Source organism: Microbacterium sp. NPDC088619 (assembly GCF_044752825.1).
GTDB lineage: Bacteria > Actinomycetota > Actinomycetes > Actinomycetales > Microbacteriaceae > Microbacterium.
Map to the genome: position 1 here is coordinate 388,691 of NZ_JBIVLZ010000002.1, position 20,044 is coordinate 408,734.

The window sequence follows — 20,044 nt, forward strand, 5'->3', positions numbered from 1 at the left end:
GCGTCAGCGCGAGAGGTACGACAGCAGGTCCTGTCGCGTGAGCACCGTGTGCGGCTTGCCGTCGAGCGTCACGAGCAGCGCGTCGGCGTCGGCGAGAGCGGCTCTGGCCTGCGCGAGAGGAGCATGGATGCCGATGAGCGGCAGCCGCTCCCCGACGTGCTCTCCCACGGCGTCGGCCGGCTTGGCGTCTCCGCGGAACAGCAGGTCGAGCAGGCCCTTCTCGTCGACCGTGCCGACCACTTCGCCCATCATCACCGGAGGCTCCGCGCTCAGCACCACCAGCTGCGAGACGTCGTACTCGGTCATCATGCCGATCGCCTCGAGCACCGTGTCGGTCGGGTGCGCGTGCACGAGATCGGGGATCCCCTCCCCCAGGCGGTCGGTGCGGGCGGCCAGCACGTCGGCCACCGTCTCGCCCTCCTCGACCTCGCTGAAGCCGTAGGAGCGCATCCAGCCGTCGTTGAAGATCTTGCTGAGGTAGCCGCGTCCGCCGTCCGGCAGCAGCACCACCATCACGGCATCCGCCGGCAGTTCGCGCGCGACCCGCAGGGCGCCGACCACGGCCATGCCGCTGGAGCCTCCGACGAGGATTCCCTCTTCACGTGCGAGCCGCCGGGTCATCGCGAAGGACTCGGCGTCGCCGACCGCGACGATCTCATGCGGAATCGTCGGGTCGTAGGCTCCGGGCCAGATGTCCTCGCCGACCCCCTCGACCAGATACGGGCGTCCGGTGCCACCGCTGTAGACGCTGCCCTCCGGGTCGATCCCGACGATGCGGACGCGGTCTTCCGACACCTCGCGCAGATAGCGGCCGGTGCCCGTGATGGTGCCGCCCGTGCCGACACCGGCGACGAAGTGGGTGATCAGCCCGTCGGTGTCGCGCCAGATCTCGGGACCTGTGGTCTCGTAGTGGCTGCGAGGGCCGTTCGGGTTCTCGTACTGGTTGGGCTTGAACGCTCCGGGGATCTCGCGGGCGAGCCGATCGCTGACGCTGTAGTACGACTCGGGGCTGTCCGCCGCGACCGAGGTCGGAGTGACGACCACCTCGGCGCCGTAGGCGCGGAGCACGTCGATCTTGTCCTCGCCGACCTTGTCGGGAAGCACGAAGACGCACTTGTATCCGCGCTGCTGGGCGACCAGAGCGAGGCCGACACCGGTGTTGCCGCTCGTGGGCTCGACGATGGTCCCACCCGGCTGCAGGTCGCCCGAGGCCTCGGCCGCGTCGATGATCCGCGCGGCTATGCGATCCTTCGCCGACCCGCCGGGGTTGAGGTACTCGAGCTTCACGAGCACCGTGCACTCCACGCCCTCGGTGACGTGCTGGAGCTTCACGAGGGGCGTGTCGCCGATGAGGTCGACGATGGAGTCTGCGTACTTCATGTTCACAGCGTACGTGCGACGATGCCGCGACCGGGTCTGTGTTGCACCCGATCGCGGCATCATGTCATCAGATGTGCCGAAGAAGCGATCAGCCCTTCGTGGAACCCGCCAGGAGCCCTCGCACGAAGTACCGCTGGAGCGAGAAGAAGACGATCAGCGGAACGATGATCGACACGAACGCACCTGCGGTGAGCAGGTACCATCCTTCGCCTCGACCGGTGATCTCGGCGAGAACCTTCGTGATCGGAGACGCAGCGCCGTCGGCGAACACCAGGGCCACGAGCAGGTCGTTCCAGACCCACAGGAACTGGAAGATCGCGACCGAGGCGATCGCCGGCATCGTCAGCGGCAGCACGATCCGGAAGAAGATCTGACCACGCGATGCGCCATCGACGCGCGCGGCCTCGATGATCTCGCCGGGGATCTCCGACATGAAGTTGTGCAGCAGGTAGATGGCCAGCGGCAGCGCGAACATGGTGTGGGCGATCCACACCTGCGCGTAGCCGCCCGAGGCATCGAGTCCCTGCGTCACCTGCACGCCGAACAGGTTGATACCCCGCGAGAACGACGACAGCAGCGGGACGAGCGCCATCTGGATCGGCACGATCTGCAGTGCGAACACGAAGATGAACAGCGCGTTGCGTCCCTTGAAGTCGATCCACGAGAAGGCGTATGCCGCCATCGCCGCGATCATCAGCGGGATGAGGGTGGCCGGGATCGTGATCACGATCGAGTTGAAGAAGGACTCCAGGATCGTCAGCTGCGTGGTGCCGGACTGCAGCACGGCCACGTAGTTGTCGAGGGTGAACTGCGGGTTGGTGAAGAACGTCCACCACCCCGTGGTCTCGATCGCATCCCGCTCGCGGAACGACGAGATGAAGAGTCCGAGCGTCGGGATGGTCCACAGGACTGCGATGACGATCGAGGCGACCGTCGCCCACGGGCGACTGAGCCGCTTTCGCGCACGGCCGGCCGAGGCTTCGAAGCGTCCGGCGGTCGTGATCGCCCTCGTGCTCTGCCCGGTGTCTGAGTTCACGGTGTCGGTCATCGGATCTCCCGCTGCTTCTTGATCTGGCGCGCGTTGTAGATCACGATCGGGAGCACCAGGATGAACAGGATGACGGAGAGCGCAGCACTGCGTCCCGCCTCGAACTTGGAGAACTGCGTGTACATCTCGTTCGCGAGCACCGACGTGCCGTAGTTGCCACCGGTCATCGTGCGCACGATGTCGAACACCTTCAGCGAGGCGATCGAGATCGTGGTCAGAACGACGATCAGAGCCGGTCGGATCGAGGGGATCGTGACCGAACGGAAACGCTCCCAGGCGTTCGCGCCATCGAGCTCGGCCGCTTCGAGGAGTTCCGTGGGAACACCCTTGATGGATGCCGAGAGCACGACCATCGCGAAACCGGTCTGCACCCAGATCAGCACGACGATGAGCGCCAGGTTGTTCCACGGGCCGTTCAGCAGGAACTGCTGCGGCTCTCCGCCGAACCAGACCAGGATCTGGTTGAGCAGACCGATCTGCTCGAACTCGGGGCCACGGTAGGCGTACACGAAGCGCCAGATGATGCTCGCGCCGACGAATGAGATCGCCATCGGCATGAAGACAAGCAGCTTGTAGATCTTCTCGCCGCGGGTCTTGTCGATGAACACCGCGTAGGCCAGACCGACGATCGTCGAGAGCGTCGGAACCAGCAGCACCCAGACGATCGTGTTCACGACCGAGGTGACGCCATCCGACTGCGTGAAGATCCACAGGTAGTTCGAGAATCCGACGAAGTCACTGCCGGTGGAGTTCCAGAACGATGCGTACACCGTCTGGATCGACGGCAGGATCAGACCCGCGAGCAGCAGCAGCATGGCGGGAGCCATGAATGCGACGAGCTGGATAAGGTACCCGGCTCCGTCACGCGACCGGTAGTCGAGGAAGAAGAACAGTGCGCCGACGGCGACCGCGACTCCCATCGCCCAGTAATAGGAGTTGAAGAACCACATCACCGCGAACGGGATGAGCAGGCACATCGCGAGGCGGATGCCGGTGTAGAGCGCGCCCTTGCGAGGCGCGATGTCGACGAGAAGCAGGATGACGACGACGACCACCGCGAAGGCGATGACGACGGCGAGAGCCTGGGCGATCGGGGGCAGAGTCCCGATCCATTGGAAGAACACAGTCGCGTTCATGGATTCCCCTTCATGAGACGGAGCTGATCAGCGGTCCGGGCGAAGACGCTCGGACCGAGAGGGAGAAGGTGGGCCGCCCGAGGGCGGCCCACCTCATCCGATCAGCTGGAAGGCCAGCCGGTCTCGATCTGGGTCAGGACCTCGTCGGTCGAGGTCCCGTTGATCCAGGCGACCATGCCCTTCCAGAAGGTTCCGGAGCCGACAGCGCCGGGCATCTGGTCGGATCCGTCGAAGCGGAACGTGACCGAGTCGTCCTGCAGGAGCTTGATCGACTCCTGGAGGATCGGGTTCTCCACGGCCTCGATGTCGACGCCCTTGTTGGCAGAGGTCACGCCGCCGAGGGCCAGACGCTTGTCGGCCCACTCGGGGCTCGACAGGTACTCCAGCACCTTCTGGGTCGCCTCGTCGTCGCTGAACGCTCCCACGATCTCGCCACCGCCGGTGATGAAGGTCTCGTCTTCGCTCTGGCTCGGGAGCAGGAAGGCCCAGACGTCGCCGTCCTCGGAGATGTCGGTGCCCTCGGGGAAGAAGCCCGAGAGGAAGGATGCCTGGTGGGTCAGCGCGCACTCGCCGCTGGCGACCGCCGGTGCCACATCTCCGAATGCCGTCGAGTTGATCGAGCGCACGTCGCCGAAGCCGGCGTTGACGTATGCCTGGTTGAGCAGGAGCTCACCCGTGGCGTCGAACGCCTCCTTGATCTGCGGGTCGGTGAACGGGACCTCGTTCTTCACCCACTGGTCGTAGACATCGGCTCCGGCGTTGCGGAGCACGAGGTCCTCGATCCAGTCCGTTCCGGGCCAGCCGGTCGCGACGCCCGACTCGAAGCCGGCGCACCAGGGAGCCTTGCCGCTCGTCTCCTGGATCTTCTGCGTCAGCGTGAGCAGCTCGTCCCAGCTGGTGGGCTCTTCGACGCCCCACTCGGCGAACTTCTTCGGCGAGTACCAGACCCAGCCCTTGACGCTCGCCATCAGCGGTGCGCCGTAGAACTCGTCTTCGTACGTGCCGAAGTCGACCCAGCCCTGCGTCCAGTACTCCTTGGCGTTCGCCTCGACCGCGTCGGGGGCCGGCTTCAGGAAGTCGCGTGCCGCGTAGTCCGCGAACAGACCCGGCTGCGGGAAGATCGCGATGTCGGGCGGGTTGCCGCCCTGAGCGCGGGTGCCGAGCTGCGTCTCGAAGTCCTGGCTGCCCTCGTACTTGATCTCGATGTCGTTCTCCTTCTCGAAGTCCGCCCAGGACTCCGCGAGAAGGTCGGCCTCTCCCTCGACGATCGTGCCGTAGATCGTGACGGTGTTGTCGCCGCCGCCGCCTTCTCCCCCGCCGTCCGTGCCGCCGGGAGCACCACAACCGGCGAGCGCGATACCCGCGACTCCCAGCAGAGCGATTGGCGCGTAACGCCGGGAACGCTGTGACAGACCCATGTGAATTCTCCTCTTCGAGTTTTGCGGCTCCCCTCGTTCCGCGCCGCCCCTGGACACGGAATCGGGAACCGATTCCAGGACAACCTACCGGGGTCCGGCAGCGCGACACAACAAGCCAGGATCACAAGCTCGCAACCTTTTCGACGGTTCTCTCCGGAGCGATGGGAGCGCTCCCTCGCTTTCCGCCTGGAACCGGTTCCTTTCCCTCTCCGCACCGGGTACGCTGTCATCGGCGCGTGGGGGGAGACGACGCGCCGAGGGCATGGTCGAGGAGGACCGATGAGCACGATCGCCGACGTCGCGGCGCGCGCCGGCGTGTCGAAGGCGACTGCGAGCCGGGCACTCAGCGGCCGCGGCTACGTCTCAGAGGGCACGCGCGACAGGGTCACGACGGCGGCGACCGAGTTGGCCTACGTCGCGCACTCCTCGGCGACCAGCCTCGCCACGGGGCGCACCCAGACCGTCGGCGTCATCATGCCGCCGGTCGACCGCTGGTTCTTCTCCGAGCTGCTGGCCGGCATCCAGGAATCGCTGTTCGGTCTCGACTACGAGCTGGCGCTCTACGGGGTGCGAGAAGGCACCGAGACCCGAGAGCGTCTGTTCGACACGGTTCTGCCCGGTCGGCGGTTCGACGGGATCATCGCCGTCGGCATCCAACCCAGCGCCCAGGAGCTCGAGCGCCTGCATCGTTCGGAACGGCCGCTCGTCAGCGTCGGTCCGTACAGTGAGGGGTCCAGTGCGGTCTCGATCGATGACGTCGCCGCCGCTCGCATCGCCACCGAGCATCTCATCGAGCTCGGTCACACCGACATCGCCTTCGTCGGAGGGTCGGCAGACCCCGACGAGCTCAGCTACGGCGACGCCCAGCGCGTCGAGGGCTATCTGGAAGCCCTGGCCGCCGCCGGACTCGAGGCGGTCGCGCGGATCGCCGATTCCCCGCCGACCATGCCGGGCGGGTACGCCGCCGCCGTCGAGCTGCTCGGCGACCGCCGAGGGCGTCCGACCGCGATCGTGGGCGTCTGCGACGAAACGGCGATCGGAGCGATGATCGGGGCCCGACGCCTGGGAATCGCCGTCCCCACTGAACTCAGCATCGTCGGAGTCGACGACCACGTGCACGCCGAGATGTTCGCGCTCACGACCATCAGGCAGTCGCCGCGAGAACAGGGGCACGAGGCCGTGCGACTGCTGCAGCAGCAGATCGACAGACCGGATGCGCCGCTACAGCGCACCGTCACGGCATCCTCGCTCGTCGTGCGCAGCTCCACCGCCGGGCGTCGCTGAGCCTCAGCCCATCGGCCTGGACGCACGAAAGCCCCGGGCGAACCCGGGGCTTTCATGAAGCGTTCAGACGCATCCAGGGCGAGGCGCACGCGCCGCGACCTGGAACGGATTACTTGAGGGTAACCGTGGCGCCTGCCTCTTCGAGAGCAGCCTTGGCCTTCTCGGCGGCTTCCTTGTTCGCGCCCTCGAGCACGGCCTTGGGAGCGCCGTCGACGACAGCCTTGGCCTCGCCGAGACCGAGCGAGGTGAGCTCGCGGACGGTCTTGATGACCTGGATCTTCTTGTCGCCGGCAGCCTCGAGGATGACGTCGAAGGAGTCCTTCTCCTCAACCTCTTCAGCAGCGCCGCCGCCTGCGCCTGCAACGGCGACGGGGGCAGCAGCGGTGACCTCGAACTTCTCCTCGAACGCCTTGACGAAGTCGTTGAGCTCGACGAGGGTCAGGCCTGCGAACTGCTCGAGCAGCTCCTCAGTGGTGAGCTTAGCCATGATGTATCTCCTAGATAGATGGGTTTGTTGAACGAGATCGCAGGTCGCTCACGCGGCCTCAGCGGTCTCCAGCTTTTCGCGAAGAGCATCGATGGTGGCGGCAGCCTTGCCCATCGTGGCCTTCATCATGCCCGCAGCCTTCGCCAGCAGAACCTCACGGCTCTCGAGCGCGGCGTACTTGTTGACCTCGTCGGCGGAGAGGGCGTTGCCCTCGAAGATGCCCGACTTGATCACGAGAAGCGGGTTGGCCTTGGCGAAGTCACGAAGAGCCTTGGCAGTGGCGACGAAGTCACCGTGCACGAACGCGACGGCCGACGGACCCTTGAGGTCGTCGTCCAGCGCGGTGATGCCAGCCTTGTTGGCGGCGATCTTGGTCAGCGTGTTCTTCACCACGGCGTACTCAGCGTCCTGACGGATGCTGTTGCGCAGCTCCTTGAGCTGGGCAACCGTCAGACCGCGGTACTCGGTCAGCAGAACGGCAGTCGAGTTCTCGAATGACTTCGTGAGCTCGGCGACCGATGCGTCCTTCTGCGCCATGGTCACTCCTTGGTGTGTACGAGGCGCCTCACGGCGGTGAGGCACCAACCCCTGACCGCATGCAACAGAAAAGCTCCGGCGCAAGCGCACGGAGCTGTGAAAGTTCGTGTCCTGCGCGGGCCCCTGCTGAGCAGAGCTTCGATCGCCTCGCGTTCACACGCACGACGATGACCAGCGGTCTTCGGTTGCTCCTACTGTACCCCACCGCCTCCTGCCACTCAAATCCGGCGGGTCACCGCCGGTGAGCCGCGCGTCCTCCATGGCCGGCGAGCGCGTCGGCGGCGCGGATGAGACTGAGGTGCGAGAGCGCTTGCGGGGTGTTGCCCGCCTGGCGCGCATTCGCGACGTCGTACTCCTCCGACAGCAGGCCCAGATCGTTCGACATCGCGATCAACCGCGCCATCAGGCCGCGGGCCTCGTCGATCCGGCCGCTCGTCGCATACTGCTCGACCAACCAGAAGCTGCACGCGATGAAGGGGTGCTCTCCGCCGTCGAGACCGTCGACCCCGGACTCCGTGCGGTAGCGCCGAAGGAACCCGCCTGTGAGCAGCGTCCGCTCGATCTGCTCCACGGTGCGCAGCATCCGAGGATCGTCGGGTGCGCAGTACCCGACCTGCGGAAGAACGAGCAGCGATGCGTCGACCTCGGTCGACCCGTAGTGCTGGATGAAGTACCCGTGCTCGGCGTCCACTCCGCGCTCGTCGATCTCGCGCCGCAGCGTGTCGCGGACGACCGCCCATCGAGCTGCATCGCCCGGGAGGCCCTGCTCCTGAACGGCGCGGACGCCCCGGTCGAGCGCAGCCCACATCATGACTCGCGAATGCGTGAACCACTGCGGCTCGCCCCGGATCTCCCAGATGCCGTTGTCGGGACGATCCATCGAGGCGATCACCTGTTCGATGAGCGCGCGCTGCAGAGGCCACGAGAAGTCGCCCTCCTCGAGGCCGGCGATCCGTGCCGATTCCAGAGCGACCAGAACCTCGCCGATCACGTCGCCCTGGTACTGGTCGACCGCGCCGTTGCCGATTCGCACCGGCGCGGCGCCGCCGTAGCCGGGAAGACTCGTGAGTTCACGCTCGATGAGATCACGCTCCCCCGCGATCCCGTACATGATCTGCACCTCCGCCGGCTCGCCCGCGACGGCACGGAGCAGCCATCGCCGCCAATGGTGCGCCTCGGAGAGGAACCCGTGGGCGATGAGGGCCTCGAGGGTCAGCGCGGCGTCGCGCAGCCAGACGAAGCGGTAGTCCCAGTTCCGGGATCCGCCGAACTGCTCGGGAAGAGAGGTCGTGGCCGCCGCCACGATGCCCCCGGTGTCTCTGTTCGTGAGCGCTCGCAGCACCAGCAGCGAGCGCACGACCTCCGCGCGATGCTCTCCGTCGTGCTGGATCCCGCTCGCCCATCCCTGCCACCACGATCGCGTCCCGGCGATCGCATCGTCGACATCGAGCGCCGACGGCGCATGCTCGTGCGAGGGGAACCAGCTGAGCGTCAGGTCGCGGACCTCCTCCGCCGACACGGTGAAGGTCGCCCGGTGCCGGTGGTCCTCCGCGACGAGCCGCACTCCTCGCACGGTCACCGCCTCGGGTCCGGCCGTCGCTCTCAGCACCGGCTCGTCGCTCGTGCCCACCTGCCGCACCCAGGGGAGCCTGCGGGAGTAGTCGAAGTGCAGCCGCAGCTCGGTCACGAACTCGACGCGACCCTCGATGCCGACGATCCGGCGCACGACATCGCTGCGTGACGTGTGCAGCGGCATGAACTCCTGCACCTCTGCGACGCCGTCGGCGGTCTCCCATCGCGTGACGAGGATGAACGTGTCCGACACATAGTGACGGCTCGAGGTCGCCGTCGCATCGAGCGGTCGCAGGCTCCAGCATCCGTTGCTCTCCTCTCCCAGCAGCGCACCGAACAGCGACGGTGCATCGAAGCGCGGGAGGCAGAGCCAGTCGATGCTGCCCTCTTTCGACACGAGCGCGCCGGTGCGGCAGTCACTGAGAAGGGCGTAGTCCTCGATCGGAGCAGGCATCGACCGAGTCTGGCATGTTCGTGCTCGGTGAGAGCCGTTACGGTGAGAACATGACCGATGCGACGACGCTGGTGATCCTCGGAGCAGGTGGCGACCTCACCTCGCGGCTGCTCCTTCCCGCCCTGGGACAGTTGCTGGCGAGGGAGCCCGCGCGCGCAGTGCGGATCATCGGTGCCGACCGCGAGGAATGGACGGATGCCGAGCTGCAGACCGTCGTCCGGACGGCCTTCGCTTCCATGGGCGCCGAGGACGAGGCAGTCCGCGTGGATGTCACGTACGTGCGCACCGACATCACCCGCGCCGATGACCTCCGCTCGCTGCTGGGCGGGCTCACCGGTCGGGTCGCCGTCTACTTCGCTGTACCTCCATCGGTCGCCGCAGCATGCATCGCGACCCTCACTCCCGACATGCTGCCCGCGGGCGCGATGCTCGTCATGGAGAAGCCGTTCGGCACCGACGAGGAGAGCGCCCGAGAGCTGAACCGCACGCTGACCGCGCTCGTGCCGGAGAGCCAGGTGTTCCGCGTCGACCACTTCCTGGGCCGCTCGACCACCCTGAATCTGCTGGGAGCGCGGTTCGCGAACCGCATCCTCGAGCCGCTCTGGTCTGCCGAGAGCATCGAGTCGGTCGACATCGTCTACGACGAGTCCTTGGCACTGGAGGGCCGCGCGGGCTATTACGACAAGGCCGGCGCACTCGTCGACATGATCCAGAGCCATCTCCTCCAGGTGCTCGCCGTCCTCGCGATGGAAGAACCTGCCACCCTCGACGAGATCGATTTCCGCGCGGCGACGGGCGCGGTGCTGCGCGCGACCGCAGTGTGGGGCGATGACCCCGGCGCGTCGTCGCGCCGAGCCCGCTACACGGCGGGAGAGATCGACGGCACGGCGAAGCCGTCGTACGTCGACGAGCCGGGAGTCGACGCGGCACGTCAGACCGAGACGCTCGCTGAGGCGACGTTCGAGGTGCACAACTCCCGCTGGGCGGGAATCCCGTTCCGGCTCCGCTCCGGCAAGGCCCTCGGCACGCCTGCCAGGGAGATCGTCGTACGCTTCCGTCCCGTCCGGCACCTGCCGCGCGGACTCACCGGCACATCGGACGGCGCAGTCCTGCGGTTCTCGTTGGGGCCGGACCTGATGTCGCTCGAGCTCAACCTCAACGCATCCGACGACCCGTTCGAGCTGGAACGGGCGACATTGTCGGCCGAGCTCGGCGAAGGCGCACTCAAGGCGTACGCCGAGGTCCTGTCCGGCGTGCTCGACGGCGATCCGATGCTGGCGGTGCGCGGAGACGCCGCCGAACAGTCCTGGCGCATCGTGGCCCCGATCCTCGAGGCGTGGCGACGGGGCGATGTGCCGCTCGACGACTACGTCGCCGGTTCCTCCGGGCCCGAGGGGTGGCCGACGCACGGCTGACCCGCCACCGCCATCGCGAGCCCCCGAGGGATGCTTCGGGGCGGCGTGTGCGGGCGGGAGAGTCGGCGACCGGGGTTACCCTCGATAGGTGACCCCGGAACTCCAAGCTCGCATCGTCGCGGACTCCCGCGACCGCGTGGCCTGGATGAGAGCACGGTCGCGCGGGATCACCGCCACGGACGTCGCCGGGCTCACCAGCGAGAGGTCCATCGCGCGCGCGGCCGATTCGAAGCTCGGCGGTGGCCCCCGCTTCGGAGGGAACGCGTACACCGATCACGGGCGCCGCCGCGAGCCCGAGATCGCCGCCTGGGTGGCGGCGACGCACGGCATCCTGCCTTCCTCCGCCCTGTTCCGTGCAGAGGTCGAACACCGTCACCTCGCCACGCCGGACGGCATCGCCGTCGATGCAGACGGCCGCGTGAAGCTCGCCGAGATCAAGACCACCAACAAGGCGTTCCGCGGCATCCCCCGCACCTACCTCCGCCAGATCTGGTGGCAGCAGCACGTGCTCGGCGCCGAGCGCACCCTGTTCGTCTGGGAGGAGCACGTCGACTTCTCCCCCATCCATGACGAGCCCCGCTGCGTCTGGATCGACCGCGACGACCGCGAGATCGCGAAGCTCGTCGGCCTCGCCACCGACCTCATCGACGAGCTGTACCGGCGGACCACCGGCATGCAGGTGCCGACGCGCATAGCGGATGCCGCGGCTGCGGCCGCCGCCAGCCGCCGTGAGCACCTCCGCGAGCGCGACGCCTTCCGTGCGCTCGCTCTCGCCGACTGAACCTGCACTCCTCGTCCGCTCTCACGTGCAGGACGCGTTGAGTCCGAGCAACGCGATGGACAGCTGACGCGATGCTCCCGCCGACACCCACGTCGTTCCGGCCAGAAGGTTCGTGGCCGTCAACGTCGTCGTGCTGCCGAGCAGGTTGGAGATGAGGCTGGTCAACAGGGCCTGTGTGAGCACCGCCGAGTGCGTGTAGAGACCACCGGCCGGTCCGCTCGTGGTGATGTTCGAAGCGGGCACCACTGCTGTCGTCGCACCCTGGGTGAGGGTGAGTCTGGTCCCGGTCACGGGGTAGGGCGATGTCCAGTCGAGCCTGACGCTCTGGAAGATTCCGAGCCCGTTGTTGGTGACCCCGCAGGCGATGATCGTGGGCGCCGGGACACGGAACGCGGTGATGGTGGTTCGCGCGTATTCGGGGTCGGTGAACGCGGCATCCGTCGTCTGGGCGGTCGGAGCCAACCCCACACCGATCAGCAGCGCCACGCCGGCGAATCCGGCCAGGGTGCGATGCCGTCTCCTGTCGGTCATGTCTCACCGCCGTTCCGTCCGGAGGCTCGACGCCGCAGAGTCGTGCTGAGCGCGGCGCCCGCGGCGACGAGGGCCAGAGCGCCGCCCGTGATCCAGGGAGTGAGCGGTGTCATACCCGTCGTCGCGAGATCGCCGTCTCCGGGCCCGATCGCCGCCGACTCTCCCGCGCCACGCGCATGCACGCGCACCTGCGTGCTGCCGGAGGACTCACCGGCGAGCGCGATGATGAGTCTGAGGTGCGCGACCTCCGTATCCGCCATCTCGACGAGCGGCACCTCGATGCCGTCTCGCGGTATCGACCAGCCGGACTCGAGTGTGGTCGACCCCGAGGGGCATCCGCCGCCGTCCCATTCCTGGGCGCAGCGGAGCACATCGATCACGAGCTGCGCACCGCCGCTCGCGCTGATCCCCACGGCGACGGTCCCCGGATCGGGCGCCTCCGCGCTCACCGTGACGTCCCACTGCACCGGCTGCCCCGGCCGCAGGCTCGATGCGACGTCCCAGTCGGCGACCGAGACCAGCCGCAGGACCTCGCCCTGCACGACCTGCGTCGACGGCGCAGCCCACGCCGGGCCTGCCGCGAGCAGTCCGAGGACCACCGCCGAAGCGCCCGCCGCGCATGCCGTCCGCCGATTCATCGGTCGGGCTCCGCAGTCTCGTGCCGTGCACGGGGACCCTTCGAGCGCGGCCAGAATGCCCAGACGACCAGGGCCGTCGCGCCGAGCGTGAGCCCGCCGAGCACAGAGGGGCTGCCCATCGCGACGATCACGGCGGCGATCCCCGGGATCGAGAACAGCACGACTCGAACCGTCTGCACGGTGTACGGGTAGGGATCATCCGCGGCGTTCGCGTCTCCTCGCATCGTGATCACGCGCTCGCCCTCGTTCGCACCGGGGGCGACCGAGGTGATGCGGTGGGTGACCGGCAGATCACCGTCGCGATCGACGGTGACGACGTCACCGACCCGCACGTCCGATGCCGCGACGCTCTGGACGACCGCGACCGAGCCTGCCGGGATGGTGGGCGCCATGGATCCGGTGCGGAACATGATGAGAGTGATGTTCGCCGTGAACGCGATGACCACCAGCACGATGCAGGCGAGCCCGGCGAGGGCCGCGAGCCAGAGCAGGACATCGGCGAACAGGCGGCCGAGAGTGCGTCGAGTCGGCCGCGACGGGACGGCCGACGACGCTGCGAGGACGGAGGGCGACGCATCGATGCTCGCCGCATGCTCCCGCAGGCTCCGCCTCGTCGGTGCATTCATCAATCCTCCTCGGACGTCATCGGTGTTTCGACGCGTGCGTCAGCTCGAAGTCCCGACGACCTGCCACGTCTGAATCGCCGTCAGGCCCTGGGCCCCGTTGTCGGTCGCCGCCGGCAGCGTCACCGCGAAGCAGTAGTTGACGGTCGTGCCACCGTTGGCCGCGACCGCCTGGGTGCCGGTTCCGCCGATCGACATCACGGAGTTGTCGGGAACGACCGCGGTTCCCGCCGTGTAGGTCGTGCCGTTGCATGTCGTCCCCGTGATCGCCCGCACTCCGTATCGCAGATATGTGCCGAGCCCGGTTCCTGCCGTCGAGGTCACGCTGAGCTGCAGCGCTCCCGCCACGGATGGGTTCGCGGTGCGCACGCTGAACAGGGCGTAGGCCGTGTTGCCGGGCGCCATCGCCGAGAACGGTGCACTGAACGACAAGGCTGCCGGGGTGCCGACAGGGTGGCTCGAGAACGTCGCTCCGTCGGTCGCACCCACGATGTCGAACCGTCCTGCGGTGAAGGTCGCGTTGCCGTACTCGGAATCGTTCCAGGCGGCGAGGGTCATCGTCGCACCGACGCCGAACACCAGACCGCCCGCGAGCACGGCACGTATCCGACGGGAGAGCAGTCGCTTCCCCTCCCGCATGCCTCTGCGGGTCTCGGCCATGATCAGTCCGCAGTCGAGGTGGCCGTGAACTCCCATGTCGCGGTCGCGGCGGCACCCTGGGTCAGTCCGGCGCCGGCGGTCACCGCGAAGCACAGCTGGACCGGTGTTCCCGCAGTGCCTGCCGGTGCGCCCTCAGCGAGATCGACCGACGTCGCACCCGTCTGGGCGCTGAGCGTCGCTCCTGTCGCGACGACCGTCCCGGTCGCCGCGGCCCCGCACGTGTCCTCATCGGCGATGGCCGTGACCGTGTACGAGAGATTGGCCTCGTTCCCACCGGTGCCCGCAGTGATCCCCGAGGGGACCAGCGTGGCTCCGTTTGTCGTCGTGCTGTCGAGACGCACCCAGAAAGGCGCGTAGACCACGTCACCCGGTGACATCGACGACGCGACGGCCGGCAGCTGGAAGATGAGCGAGGCCGGAGCATCCTCGTCGTCGACGTTGTGGTCGGCGTAGCCGGCAGTGGCGCTCGTCGTCGACCCCTCCAGGTTGAACGACCCTGCGGTGAAGGTTCCGGTCGCGAACTCCGAATCGTTCCAGGCTGCGAGCGTCACCCCGATCCCGACTCCGAGCACCAGCCCGCCGGCCAGCACTGCCAGAACCTTGCGCTGCGTATCCTTCTCAACCATGACATTCCCCCTCAGGAATTTCACGAGACGCAGATGGCTGGGGACGGCCGCCCTTCGCGGCCTGCATCCGGTACTCGTGTCGTTCCCGACAGCTTCGTCCACTTTCTGCGCCCACTCAAGGCCTTCGGGGTCATGATTGCGCATTCCGGCTCGTGAATTCCGCAGAAACGTCTATCGGTTTCTGCGACCGATCGGATGGTTGCAGTTCGTCCAGAACTGGGGGTCAGGTCGCGAGAACGCGCTTCGCCTCGACGGAGACTTCGGCCGCGATGGTGTCGAGCAGCGCGGAGCGCAGGTTCCACTGCTGCCAGTACAGCCGGACTCGCAGCGGTGGCCCGCCGAGCGGCACGAGCCCGCGCTCCTTCTGCAGGAGCGGCAGCATCCCCCATCCGAGGCCCAGCCGCACGGCGAGCGCGTAGTCGTGCGACGCGGGCACGTAGTGCCGAGGAGCACCGTGGTGCGCGACGCCCATCCGCTCGAGCCATTCGTGCTGAAGCGTGTCTCGCCTGTCGAAGTCGACGAAGGGCGCGGCGCCCAGCGCCTCCCTGGTGACACCGGAGGAGAACCAGCGATCAGCGAACGCCGGTTCTGCCATCGCGTGATACTCCAGCACACCGAGCGGTGCGACGGAGCACCCGGCGACAGGCGCCGCCTCACTCGTGACCGCCGCCATCACCGTGCCGGACTCGAGCAGCCGGGCCGTGAAGTTCTGGTCGTCGCGGTGCAGGTCGAAGTCGAGGTCGTGGGCTGCCGAGAGCCGTGCGAGCGGAGGCAGGAACCACGTGGCCATCGAGTCCGCGTTCACGGCGAGCGGTATGCGGGTGCGGGGCGCCTCGTCGCCCTCGAGGCCGAGTTCTGCGAGGGCATCGTGCTCGAGCAGTGCCAGCTGTCGTGCGAGCCGCACGACAGCCTCGCCCGCCTCAGTGAGACGGGCAGGCTTGGTGCGCACGACGAGGACCCGTCCGAGCTGCTCCTCGAGCGTCTTGAGCCGCTGGCTCACGGCGGAAGGAGTCACACGCAACACCCGCGACGCTGCGTCGAGGGTTCCCTCGTCGGCCACGGCGGCGACAGTGGCGGCAAGCTCCGGATCGATCTTCACATTAGTCATGCTAATGCCGCACAAGGAATCATCGCTGGTGCTCATGTCTGTGGCATCCGTACCGTGGACTCATGCTCTCCGTCTTCTCGGGTCTCGGACTCGGCCTCTCCCTGATCGTCGCCATCGGCGCGCAGAACGTGTTCGTCCTCCGTCAGGGCATCCGCAGAGAGCACGTCCTGCCCGTCGTCATCATCTGCGCCGTGTCGGACGCCCTGCTCATCGCCGCCGGCGTCGCGGGACTCGGCTTCGTCATCTCCGCAGCCCCGTGGCTCGTGGTCGTCGCGCGCTGGGCGGGGGCCGTGTTCCTTCTGGCCTATGGCATCCTCGCCGCTCGCCGCGCCTGGAGGGGCGGCGAGGAGCTGCGAGTCGACCGGACCGGTGCGGAGGGCTCGGCGCCCGGGTCGGGCGGCGGAACCACGACTGCGACCCGCACCGCGCTCGCTCCCGTGATCGCGACGGTTCTCGCCCTGACCTGGTTGAACCCGCACGTCTACCTCGACACGGTCCTGATGCTCGGGTCGATCGCCGCGACGCACGGCGACGAGCGCTGGCTGTTCGCCGCCGGAGCGATCGCTGCCAGCATCCTGTGGTTCACCGCGCTGGGGTTCGGCGCCCGCTATCTCGGCCGCTGGCTGCGCACGGAACGAGCGTGGCGCATCCTCGACGCGCTGATCGCCGTCGTCATGATCACCCTGGCTGTCAGCCTGGTGCTGCCGGTGCTCGGCGGCTGACCCTGCGTCGCAGAAGTGGGCGGATGCCCGTCAGTCGCCGTCGAGCGGCCGCAGGATGCGGGTGAGGAACCTCTTCGTGCGTTCGTGCTGCGGCGCGCCGAAGATGTCGGCCGGTGCCCCCTCTTCGATGACCACTCCCGAATCCATGAACAGCACATGGTCTGCCGCCTCGCGCGCGAAACTCAGCTCGTGCGTGACGACGACCATGCTCCACCCCTCGTCGGCGAGCTCTTTGATCACCAAGAGCACCTCTCCGACGAGTTCGGGATCGAGCGCGCTCGTCGGCTCGTCGAAGAGCAGCAGGTCGGGGCGCAGGGCGAGAGCGCGAACGATGCCGACCCGCTGCTGCTGCCCGCCGGACAGCTCGTGCGGGCGAGCATTCTCCTTGTCGGCGAGTCCGACCCTCGCGAGCAGCACCTGCGCCTCGGCGACCACCTCGGCCTTCGGTCGACCCTGCACCCGCCACGGGCCCTCGATCACATTCTCGAGCACCGAGAGGTGGGGGAAGAGGTTGTGATGCTGGAAGACCATCGCCGAGCGGTCGCGCAGCGCGAGACGCTTCTGCGCCCGCGTGCGCTTCGACACCGGATCCGACGGGGCGAAGTCGATGTCGGGTCCGCCTGCGACGACGATCGTGCCGGCATCCGGCGTCTCGAGGCCGTTGAGCGCGCGGAGCACCGTCGTCTTACCCGATCCGCTCGGACCGATCAGCACGACGACCTCTCCGCGATGCAGCGTCAGATCGATGCCGCGAAGCACCTCGTTGTCACCGAAGCGCTTGTGCAGTCCGCGGGCGGTGAGCAGCGCGTCGGCCGTGGACGTGTGCGCCGGGTGGGTCGGATCAGTGAGCGACATTGCGATCGAGTCTCCTCTCGAGTGCGCTCTGGCCGAACGAGAGCACCAGGCAGATCACCCAGTAGACCAGCGCGGCAGCCAGATAGACGACCATGAACTCCAGGGTCGCCGCTGCGATCTGCTGCGCCACCTTGAAGAGCTCGGTCACGAGGATCAGCGAGGCGAGCGAGGTGTCCTTCACCAGCGAGATGAACGTGTTCGACAGCGGAGGCACCGAGACCCGCGCAGCCTGCGGCAGGATCACGCGCGTGAGAGTGCGCGTGCGATTCATGCCTACCGTGTACGCCGCCTCCCACTGCCCCTTCGGAACGGAGAGGATGGCTGCGCGCACCACTTCGGCTCCGTAGCCGCCGACGTTCAGCGACAGTGCGATGATCGCGCTGGTCCACGGATCCAGCTTGAGCCCGATCGATCCGAGCCCGTAGAAGATCACGAACAGCTGCACGATCATCGGCGTGCCGCGGATGACCGAGATGTAGAACCTGGCGATGCCCGACAACAGCGGATTGACCGAGATCCGCATGAGCGCCGCGCCGATGGCGAGCACGAGACCCAGCGCGAACGAGATCAGCGCGAGCGGAACCGTCACCGTCACCCCCGCGAGGGCGATCGGGCCGAGCGAGTCGAAGAACAGCTGCCAGGGGTTCTCCATGGGCTACTGAGTCACGTCTTCGCCGAAGTACTTGTCGCTGATCTCGGCCAGGGTGCCGTCGGCACGCAGCTCTTCGAGTGCGCCGTCGATCGCGTCGACCAGGTCGGTCTTGTCCTTGGTGAACACGAACGCCTGCTCGCCGGCCTCATCGGTCTCGGCAGCGATCTTCAGTCCGGACGGGCTGTTCGTCGTCTCGTAGTCGAGGAAGGTCAGCTTGTCGTTGACGGTCGCATCGACGCGACCCTGTCGCAGCAGCTCGACGGCCTGTGCCCAGCCCTCGACGCCTTCGACCGTGGCGCCCGACTCGGTGGCCAGCTCATACCAGTTGCTCGTGAGGGACTGCGCGGTGGTCTTGCCCTCGAGGTCGTCGAACGACGAGATCGAGTCGTCGTCCTCCGCGACCACGATCACGCCGGGCGAGACGGTGTACGGAGTGCTGAACAGGTACTTCTCCTGGCGCTCCTCGTTGATGCTGACCTGGTTCGCGATCACGTCGAAGCGGCCTGCATCGAGGCCCGCGAAGATCGCATCCCACTGCGTCTCCTGGAACTCGACCTCGAGGTCGAGCTTGTCGGCGACCGCCTGGATGATCTCGACGTCGAAGCCGGTCAGGTCACCCGTGCCGCCGTCACCGTGGAAGCTGAACGGACGGTACGTGCCCTCCGTGGCGACGGTGAGGGTGCCGTCCTTGACGAGACCGAAGTCGGCGCCGCCTTCGCTGGAGCTGCTCTCGGCGGGGGCGGTGCTGCCGCTGCAGGCGGTGAGCGCTGCTGCGGCGACGACCAGTGCGGTGACGGCGATGATGCGACGGGACATGTGAGTACCCTCCTGGGGTGCGGTGAGGCGCGAGTGCTGTGGCGCGGACTCGTTTACAGTACGGGGCTTCGGTTCAGCATCCCACATCGGATGACGTCGGATGTCGCCCCGAGGGGATGCAGAAAGGCCCCCGCACGATGCGGGGGCCTTTCAGGAATCACACTCAGATGGAGTTGACGTCCAGCGGGATGCCGGGGCCGAACGTGGTCGACACGGCGCCCTTCTGGATGTAACGGCCCTTCGAGCTCGACGGCTTGAGGCGGACGATCTCCTCGAGCGCTGCGCCGATGTTCTCGTCGAGCTGCTCAGCGGAGAACGACGACTTGCCGACGACGAAGTGCACGTTGGCGTGCTTGTCGACGCGGAACTCGATCTTTCCGCCCTTGATCTCCTCGACGGCCTTGGCCGTGTTGGGGGTCACGGTGCCGGTCTTCGGGTTCGGCATGAGTCCACGCGGACCCAGGACCTTTCCGAGACGACCGACCTGGCCCATGAGCTCCGGTGTCGAGACGGCCGCGTCGAACGCGGTCCAGCCTGCGGCGACCTTCTCGATGAGCTCGGCGCCGCCGACCTCATCTGCACCTGCGGCGATCGCTGCCTCGGCCGCGGGGCCGGTGGCGAAGACGATGACGCGGGCGGTCTTACCGGTGCCGTGGGGCAGGATGACGGTGCCGCGCACCATCTGGTCTGCCTTGCGGGGGTCGACGGCGAGCTTCAGCGCGACCTCGACGGTCGAGTCGAACTTCGACGAGCCGGTCTCCTTGGCGAGGGCGACTGCCTCGGTGGGAGTGTAGAAACGGTCTGCCTCGATCTTCTCGGCGGCAGCCTTGTAAGCCTTGGACTTCGTAGCCATGATTATTCTCCTCAGCCCTCGACCGTGATGCCCATGGAACGGGCGGTGCCGGCGATGATCTTCGAGGCAGCCTCGATGTCGTTCGCGTTCAGGTCGGCCTGCTTGGTCTCGGCGATCTGACGGACCTGGTCCTTGGTGATCTTCGCGACCTTGACCGTGTGAGGCGTCGACGAGCCCTTGGGCACGCCGGCGGCCTTCTTGATGAGCTCCGCGGCCGGCGGGGTCTTCAGGATGAACGTGAAGCTGCGGTCCTCGTAGACGGTGATCTCGACGGGGATGACGTTGCCGCGCTGCGACTCGGTCGCGGCGTTGTACGCCTTGCAGAACTCCATGATGTTGACGCCATGCTGACCGAGCGCGGGGCCGATCGGCGGCGCCGGGTTGGCTGCACCGGCGTTGATCTGAAGCTTGATCAGGCCGGTCACCTTCTTCTTCGGTGCCATATCCT

Annotated in this window: 22 protein-coding genes; 4 read left to right on the top strand and 18 right to left on the bottom strand. The window is 67.5% G+C overall.

All coding sequences use genetic code 11. The features are described 5' to 3' along the window. Positions 1–3: 3 nt before the first annotated feature. The 4 genes from ACIP5T_RS16450 to ACIP5T_RS16465 form a co-directional block, all read right to left on the bottom strand. On the bottom strand, positions 4–1,380 hold the full coding sequence (locus tag ACIP5T_RS16450) for a cystathionine beta-synthase (RefSeq protein WP_400865805.1): 1,377 nt from the start codon (positions 1,378–1,380) through the stop codon (positions 4–6). An 88-nt stretch (positions 1,381–1,468) separates the two neighbouring features. Further along, positions 1,469–2,428, bottom strand: a complete 960-nt coding sequence (locus ACIP5T_RS16455; RefSeq protein ID WP_400865808.1) for a carbohydrate ABC transporter permease — start codon at positions 2,426–2,428, stop codon at positions 1,469–1,471. Next, positions 2,425–3,564, bottom strand: coding sequence for a carbohydrate ABC transporter permease (locus ACIP5T_RS16460; protein WP_400865811.1), 1,140 nt, complete (start codon positions 3,562–3,564; stop codon positions 2,425–2,427). Before ACIP5T_RS16460 ends, ACIP5T_RS16455 begins: the two co-directional genes overlap by 4 nt. A gap of 101 nt (positions 3,565–3,665) precedes the next feature. Continuing rightward, positions 3,666–4,982, bottom strand: coding sequence for an ABC transporter substrate-binding protein (locus tag ACIP5T_RS16465; protein WP_400865814.1), 1,317 nt, complete (start codon positions 4,980–4,982; stop codon positions 3,666–3,668). A 279-nt stretch (positions 4,983–5,261) separates the two neighbouring features. On the opposite strand from ACIP5T_RS16465, the gene ACIP5T_RS16470 reads away from it, so the two are divergent. Next, complete coding sequence (locus tag ACIP5T_RS16470) at positions 5,262–6,266, top strand: LacI family DNA-binding transcriptional regulator (RefSeq protein WP_400865816.1); 1,005 nt, start codon at positions 5,262–5,264, stop codon at positions 6,264–6,266. A gap of 109 nt (positions 6,267–6,375) precedes the next feature. Here ACIP5T_RS16470 and rplL read toward each other — a convergent pair whose 3' ends face one another. The 3 genes from rplL to ACIP5T_RS16485 form a co-directional block, all read right to left on the bottom strand. Further along, positions 6,376–6,753, bottom strand: coding sequence for a 50S ribosomal protein L7/L12 (gene rplL, locus ACIP5T_RS16475; protein ID WP_042539579.1), 378 nt, complete (start codon positions 6,751–6,753; stop codon positions 6,376–6,378). A gap of 48 nt (positions 6,754–6,801) precedes the next feature. Further along, positions 6,802–7,290: a 50S ribosomal protein L10 gene (rplJ, locus tag ACIP5T_RS16480; RefSeq protein ID WP_053097428.1), complete on the bottom strand. Its 489-nt coding sequence runs from the start codon at positions 7,288–7,290 to the stop codon at positions 6,802–6,804. 232 nt (positions 7,291–7,522) lie between these two features. Continuing rightward, positions 7,523–9,316, bottom strand: a complete 1,794-nt coding sequence (locus ACIP5T_RS16485; protein WP_400865819.1) for a glycoside hydrolase family 15 protein — start codon at positions 9,314–9,316, stop codon at positions 7,523–7,525. 50 nt (positions 9,317–9,366) lie between these two features. On the opposite strand from ACIP5T_RS16485, the gene ACIP5T_RS16490 reads away from it, so the two are divergent. Both ACIP5T_RS16490 and ACIP5T_RS16495 read left to right on the top strand, forming a co-directional pair. After that, positions 9,367–10,731, top strand: a complete 1,365-nt coding sequence (locus tag ACIP5T_RS16490; protein WP_400865822.1) for a glucose-6-phosphate dehydrogenase — start codon at positions 9,367–9,369, stop codon at positions 10,729–10,731. A gap of 88 nt (positions 10,732–10,819) precedes the next feature. Further along, the gene (locus ACIP5T_RS16495; protein WP_400865825.1) at positions 10,820–11,512 is read left to right on the top strand and encodes a YqaJ viral recombinase family protein; all 693 of its coding nucleotides are present in this window, start codon (positions 10,820–10,822) and stop codon (positions 11,510–11,512) included. A 21-nt stretch (positions 11,513–11,533) separates the two neighbouring features. Here the strand turns inward: ACIP5T_RS16495 and ACIP5T_RS16500 are convergent, their stop codons facing one another. From ACIP5T_RS16500 to ACIP5T_RS16525, 6 genes are all read right to left on the bottom strand, one after another. Then, a complete protein-coding gene (locus tag ACIP5T_RS16500; protein ID WP_400865828.1) occupies positions 11,534–12,043 on the bottom strand; it encodes a hypothetical protein in 510 nt (169 codons plus the stop codon). Then, positions 12,040–12,681: an LAETG motif-containing sortase-dependent surface protein gene (locus ACIP5T_RS16505; RefSeq protein ID WP_400865831.1), complete on the bottom strand. Its 642-nt coding sequence runs from the start codon at positions 12,679–12,681 to the stop codon at positions 12,040–12,042. Before ACIP5T_RS16505 ends, ACIP5T_RS16500 begins: the two co-directional genes overlap by 4 nt. Beyond that, entirely contained in the window at positions 12,678–13,307 is a 630-nt protein-coding gene (locus tag ACIP5T_RS16510) for a signal peptidase I (RefSeq protein ID WP_400865834.1), read from the bottom strand. Before ACIP5T_RS16510 ends, ACIP5T_RS16505 begins: the two co-directional genes overlap by 4 nt. A gap of 39 nt (positions 13,308–13,346) precedes the next feature. Continuing rightward, on the bottom strand, positions 13,347–13,964 hold the full coding sequence (locus ACIP5T_RS16515) for a SipW-dependent-type signal peptide-containing protein (protein WP_400865837.1): 618 nt from the start codon (positions 13,962–13,964) through the stop codon (positions 13,347–13,349). 2 nt (positions 13,965–13,966) lie between these two features. Further along, positions 13,967–14,590 (bottom strand): SipW-dependent-type signal peptide-containing protein, encoded by a 624-nt coding sequence (locus ACIP5T_RS16520; RefSeq protein WP_400865840.1) that lies wholly within the window; start codon positions 14,588–14,590, stop codon positions 13,967–13,969. Between the two features lie 223 nt (positions 14,591–14,813). Next, positions 14,814–15,689 (bottom strand): LysR family transcriptional regulator ArgP, encoded by an 876-nt coding sequence (locus tag ACIP5T_RS16525; RefSeq protein WP_400865843.1) that lies wholly within the window; start codon positions 15,687–15,689, stop codon positions 14,814–14,816. 71 nt (positions 15,690–15,760) lie between these two features. On the opposite strand from ACIP5T_RS16525, the gene lysE reads away from it, so the two are divergent. Then, positions 15,761–16,420: an L-lysine exporter gene (gene lysE / locus ACIP5T_RS16530; protein ID WP_400865846.1), complete on the top strand. Its 660-nt coding sequence runs from the start codon at positions 15,761–15,763 to the stop codon at positions 16,418–16,420. Between the two features lie 30 nt (positions 16,421–16,450). On the opposite strand, the gene ACIP5T_RS16535 is transcribed toward lysE, so the two are convergent. The 5 genes from ACIP5T_RS16535 to rplK form a co-directional block, all read right to left on the bottom strand. Further along, on the bottom strand, positions 16,451–17,275 hold the full coding sequence (locus tag ACIP5T_RS16535) for an amino acid ABC transporter ATP-binding protein (protein ID WP_400865849.1): 825 nt from the start codon (positions 17,273–17,275) through the stop codon (positions 16,451–16,453). Further along, positions 17,262–17,927 carry an amino acid ABC transporter permease gene (locus ACIP5T_RS16540; protein WP_400865852.1) on the bottom strand — a complete coding sequence of 222 codons (666 nt, stop codon included), beginning with the start codon at positions 17,925–17,927 and terminating at the stop codon, positions 17,262–17,264. The genes ACIP5T_RS16535 and ACIP5T_RS16540 overlap by 14 nt, the downstream gene beginning before the upstream one ends. Before the next feature lie 3 nt (positions 17,928–17,930). Then, positions 17,931–18,743, bottom strand: a complete 813-nt coding sequence (locus ACIP5T_RS16545) for a transporter substrate-binding domain-containing protein (protein ID WP_400865855.1) — start codon at positions 18,741–18,743, stop codon at positions 17,931–17,933. A 163-nt stretch (positions 18,744–18,906) separates the two neighbouring features. Beyond that, on the bottom strand, positions 18,907–19,596 hold the full coding sequence (gene rplA / locus ACIP5T_RS16550; RefSeq protein ID WP_400865858.1) for a 50S ribosomal protein L1: 690 nt from the start codon (positions 19,594–19,596) through the stop codon (positions 18,907–18,909). Positions 19,597–19,607: 11 nt separating this feature from the next. Further along, entirely contained in the window at positions 19,608–20,039 is a 432-nt protein-coding gene (gene rplK, locus ACIP5T_RS16555) for a 50S ribosomal protein L11 (protein WP_053097443.1), read from the bottom strand. Positions 20,040–20,044: the final 5 nt, after the last annotated feature.

What these genes read in the sequence shown, in the direction of transcription:
- ACIP5T_RS16470 (WP_400865816.1), top strand. Translation starts at nt 5,262, where the DNA reads ATGAGCACGATCGCCGACGTCGCGGCGCGCGCCGGCGTGTCGAAGGCG.
- ACIP5T_RS16450 (WP_400865805.1), bottom strand. Translation starts at nt 1,380, where the DNA reads ATGAAGTACGCAGACTCCATCGTCGACCTCATCGGCGACACGCCCCTC.
- ACIP5T_RS16510 (WP_400865834.1), bottom strand. Translation starts at nt 13,307, where the DNA reads ATGAATGCACCGACGAGGCGGAGCCTGCGGGAGCATGCGGCGAGCATC.
- ACIP5T_RS16535 (WP_400865849.1), bottom strand. Translation starts at nt 17,275, where the DNA reads ATGTCGCTCACTGATCCGACCCACCCGGCGCACACGTCCACGGCCGAC.
- ACIP5T_RS16485 (WP_400865819.1), bottom strand. Translation starts at nt 9,316, where the DNA reads ATGCCTGCTCCGATCGAGGACTACGCCCTTCTCAGTGACTGCCGCACC.
- rplA (WP_400865858.1), bottom strand. Translation starts at nt 19,596, where the DNA reads ATGGCTACGAAGTCCAAGGCTTACAAGGCTGCCGCCGAGAAGATCGAG.
- ACIP5T_RS16545 (WP_400865855.1), bottom strand. Translation starts at nt 18,743, where the DNA reads ATGTCCCGTCGCATCATCGCCGTCACCGCACTGGTCGTCGCCGCAGCA.
- lysE (WP_400865846.1), top strand. Translation starts at nt 15,761, where the DNA reads ATGCTCTCCGTCTTCTCGGGTCTCGGACTCGGCCTCTCCCTGATCGTC.
- ACIP5T_RS16540 (WP_400865852.1), bottom strand. Translation starts at nt 17,927, where the DNA reads ATGGAGAACCCCTGGCAGCTGTTCTTCGACTCGCTCGGCCCGATCGCC.
- rplJ (WP_053097428.1), bottom strand. Translation starts at nt 7,290, where the DNA reads ATGGCGCAGAAGGACGCATCGGTCGCCGAGCTCACGAAGTCATTCGAG.
- ACIP5T_RS16490 (WP_400865822.1), top strand. Translation starts at nt 9,367, where the DNA reads ATGACCGATGCGACGACGCTGGTGATCCTCGGAGCAGGTGGCGACCTC.
- ACIP5T_RS16465 (WP_400865814.1), bottom strand. Translation starts at nt 4,982, where the DNA reads ATGGGTCTGTCACAGCGTTCCCGGCGTTACGCGCCAATCGCTCTGCTG.
- ACIP5T_RS16520 (WP_400865840.1), bottom strand. Translation starts at nt 14,590, where the DNA reads ATGGTTGAGAAGGATACGCAGCGCAAGGTTCTGGCAGTGCTGGCCGGC.
- ACIP5T_RS16455 (WP_400865808.1), bottom strand. Translation starts at nt 2,428, where the DNA reads ATGACCGACACCGTGAACTCAGACACCGGGCAGAGCACGAGGGCGATC.
- rplL (WP_042539579.1), bottom strand. Translation starts at nt 6,753, where the DNA reads ATGGCTAAGCTCACCACTGAGGAGCTGCTCGAGCAGTTCGCAGGCCTG.
- ACIP5T_RS16500 (WP_400865828.1), bottom strand. Translation starts at nt 12,043, where the DNA reads ATGACCGACAGGAGACGGCATCGCACCCTGGCCGGATTCGCCGGCGTG.
- rplK (WP_053097443.1), bottom strand. Translation starts at nt 20,039, where the DNA reads ATGGCACCGAAGAAGAAGGTGACCGGCCTGATCAAGCTTCAGATCAAC.
- ACIP5T_RS16515 (WP_400865837.1), bottom strand. Translation starts at nt 13,964, where the DNA reads ATGGCCGAGACCCGCAGAGGCATGCGGGAGGGGAAGCGACTGCTCTCC.
- ACIP5T_RS16460 (WP_400865811.1), bottom strand. Translation starts at nt 3,564, where the DNA reads ATGAACGCGACTGTGTTCTTCCAATGGATCGGGACTCTGCCCCCGATC.
- ACIP5T_RS16505 (WP_400865831.1), bottom strand. Translation starts at nt 12,681, where the DNA reads ATGAATCGGCGGACGGCATGCGCGGCGGGCGCTTCGGCGGTGGTCCTC.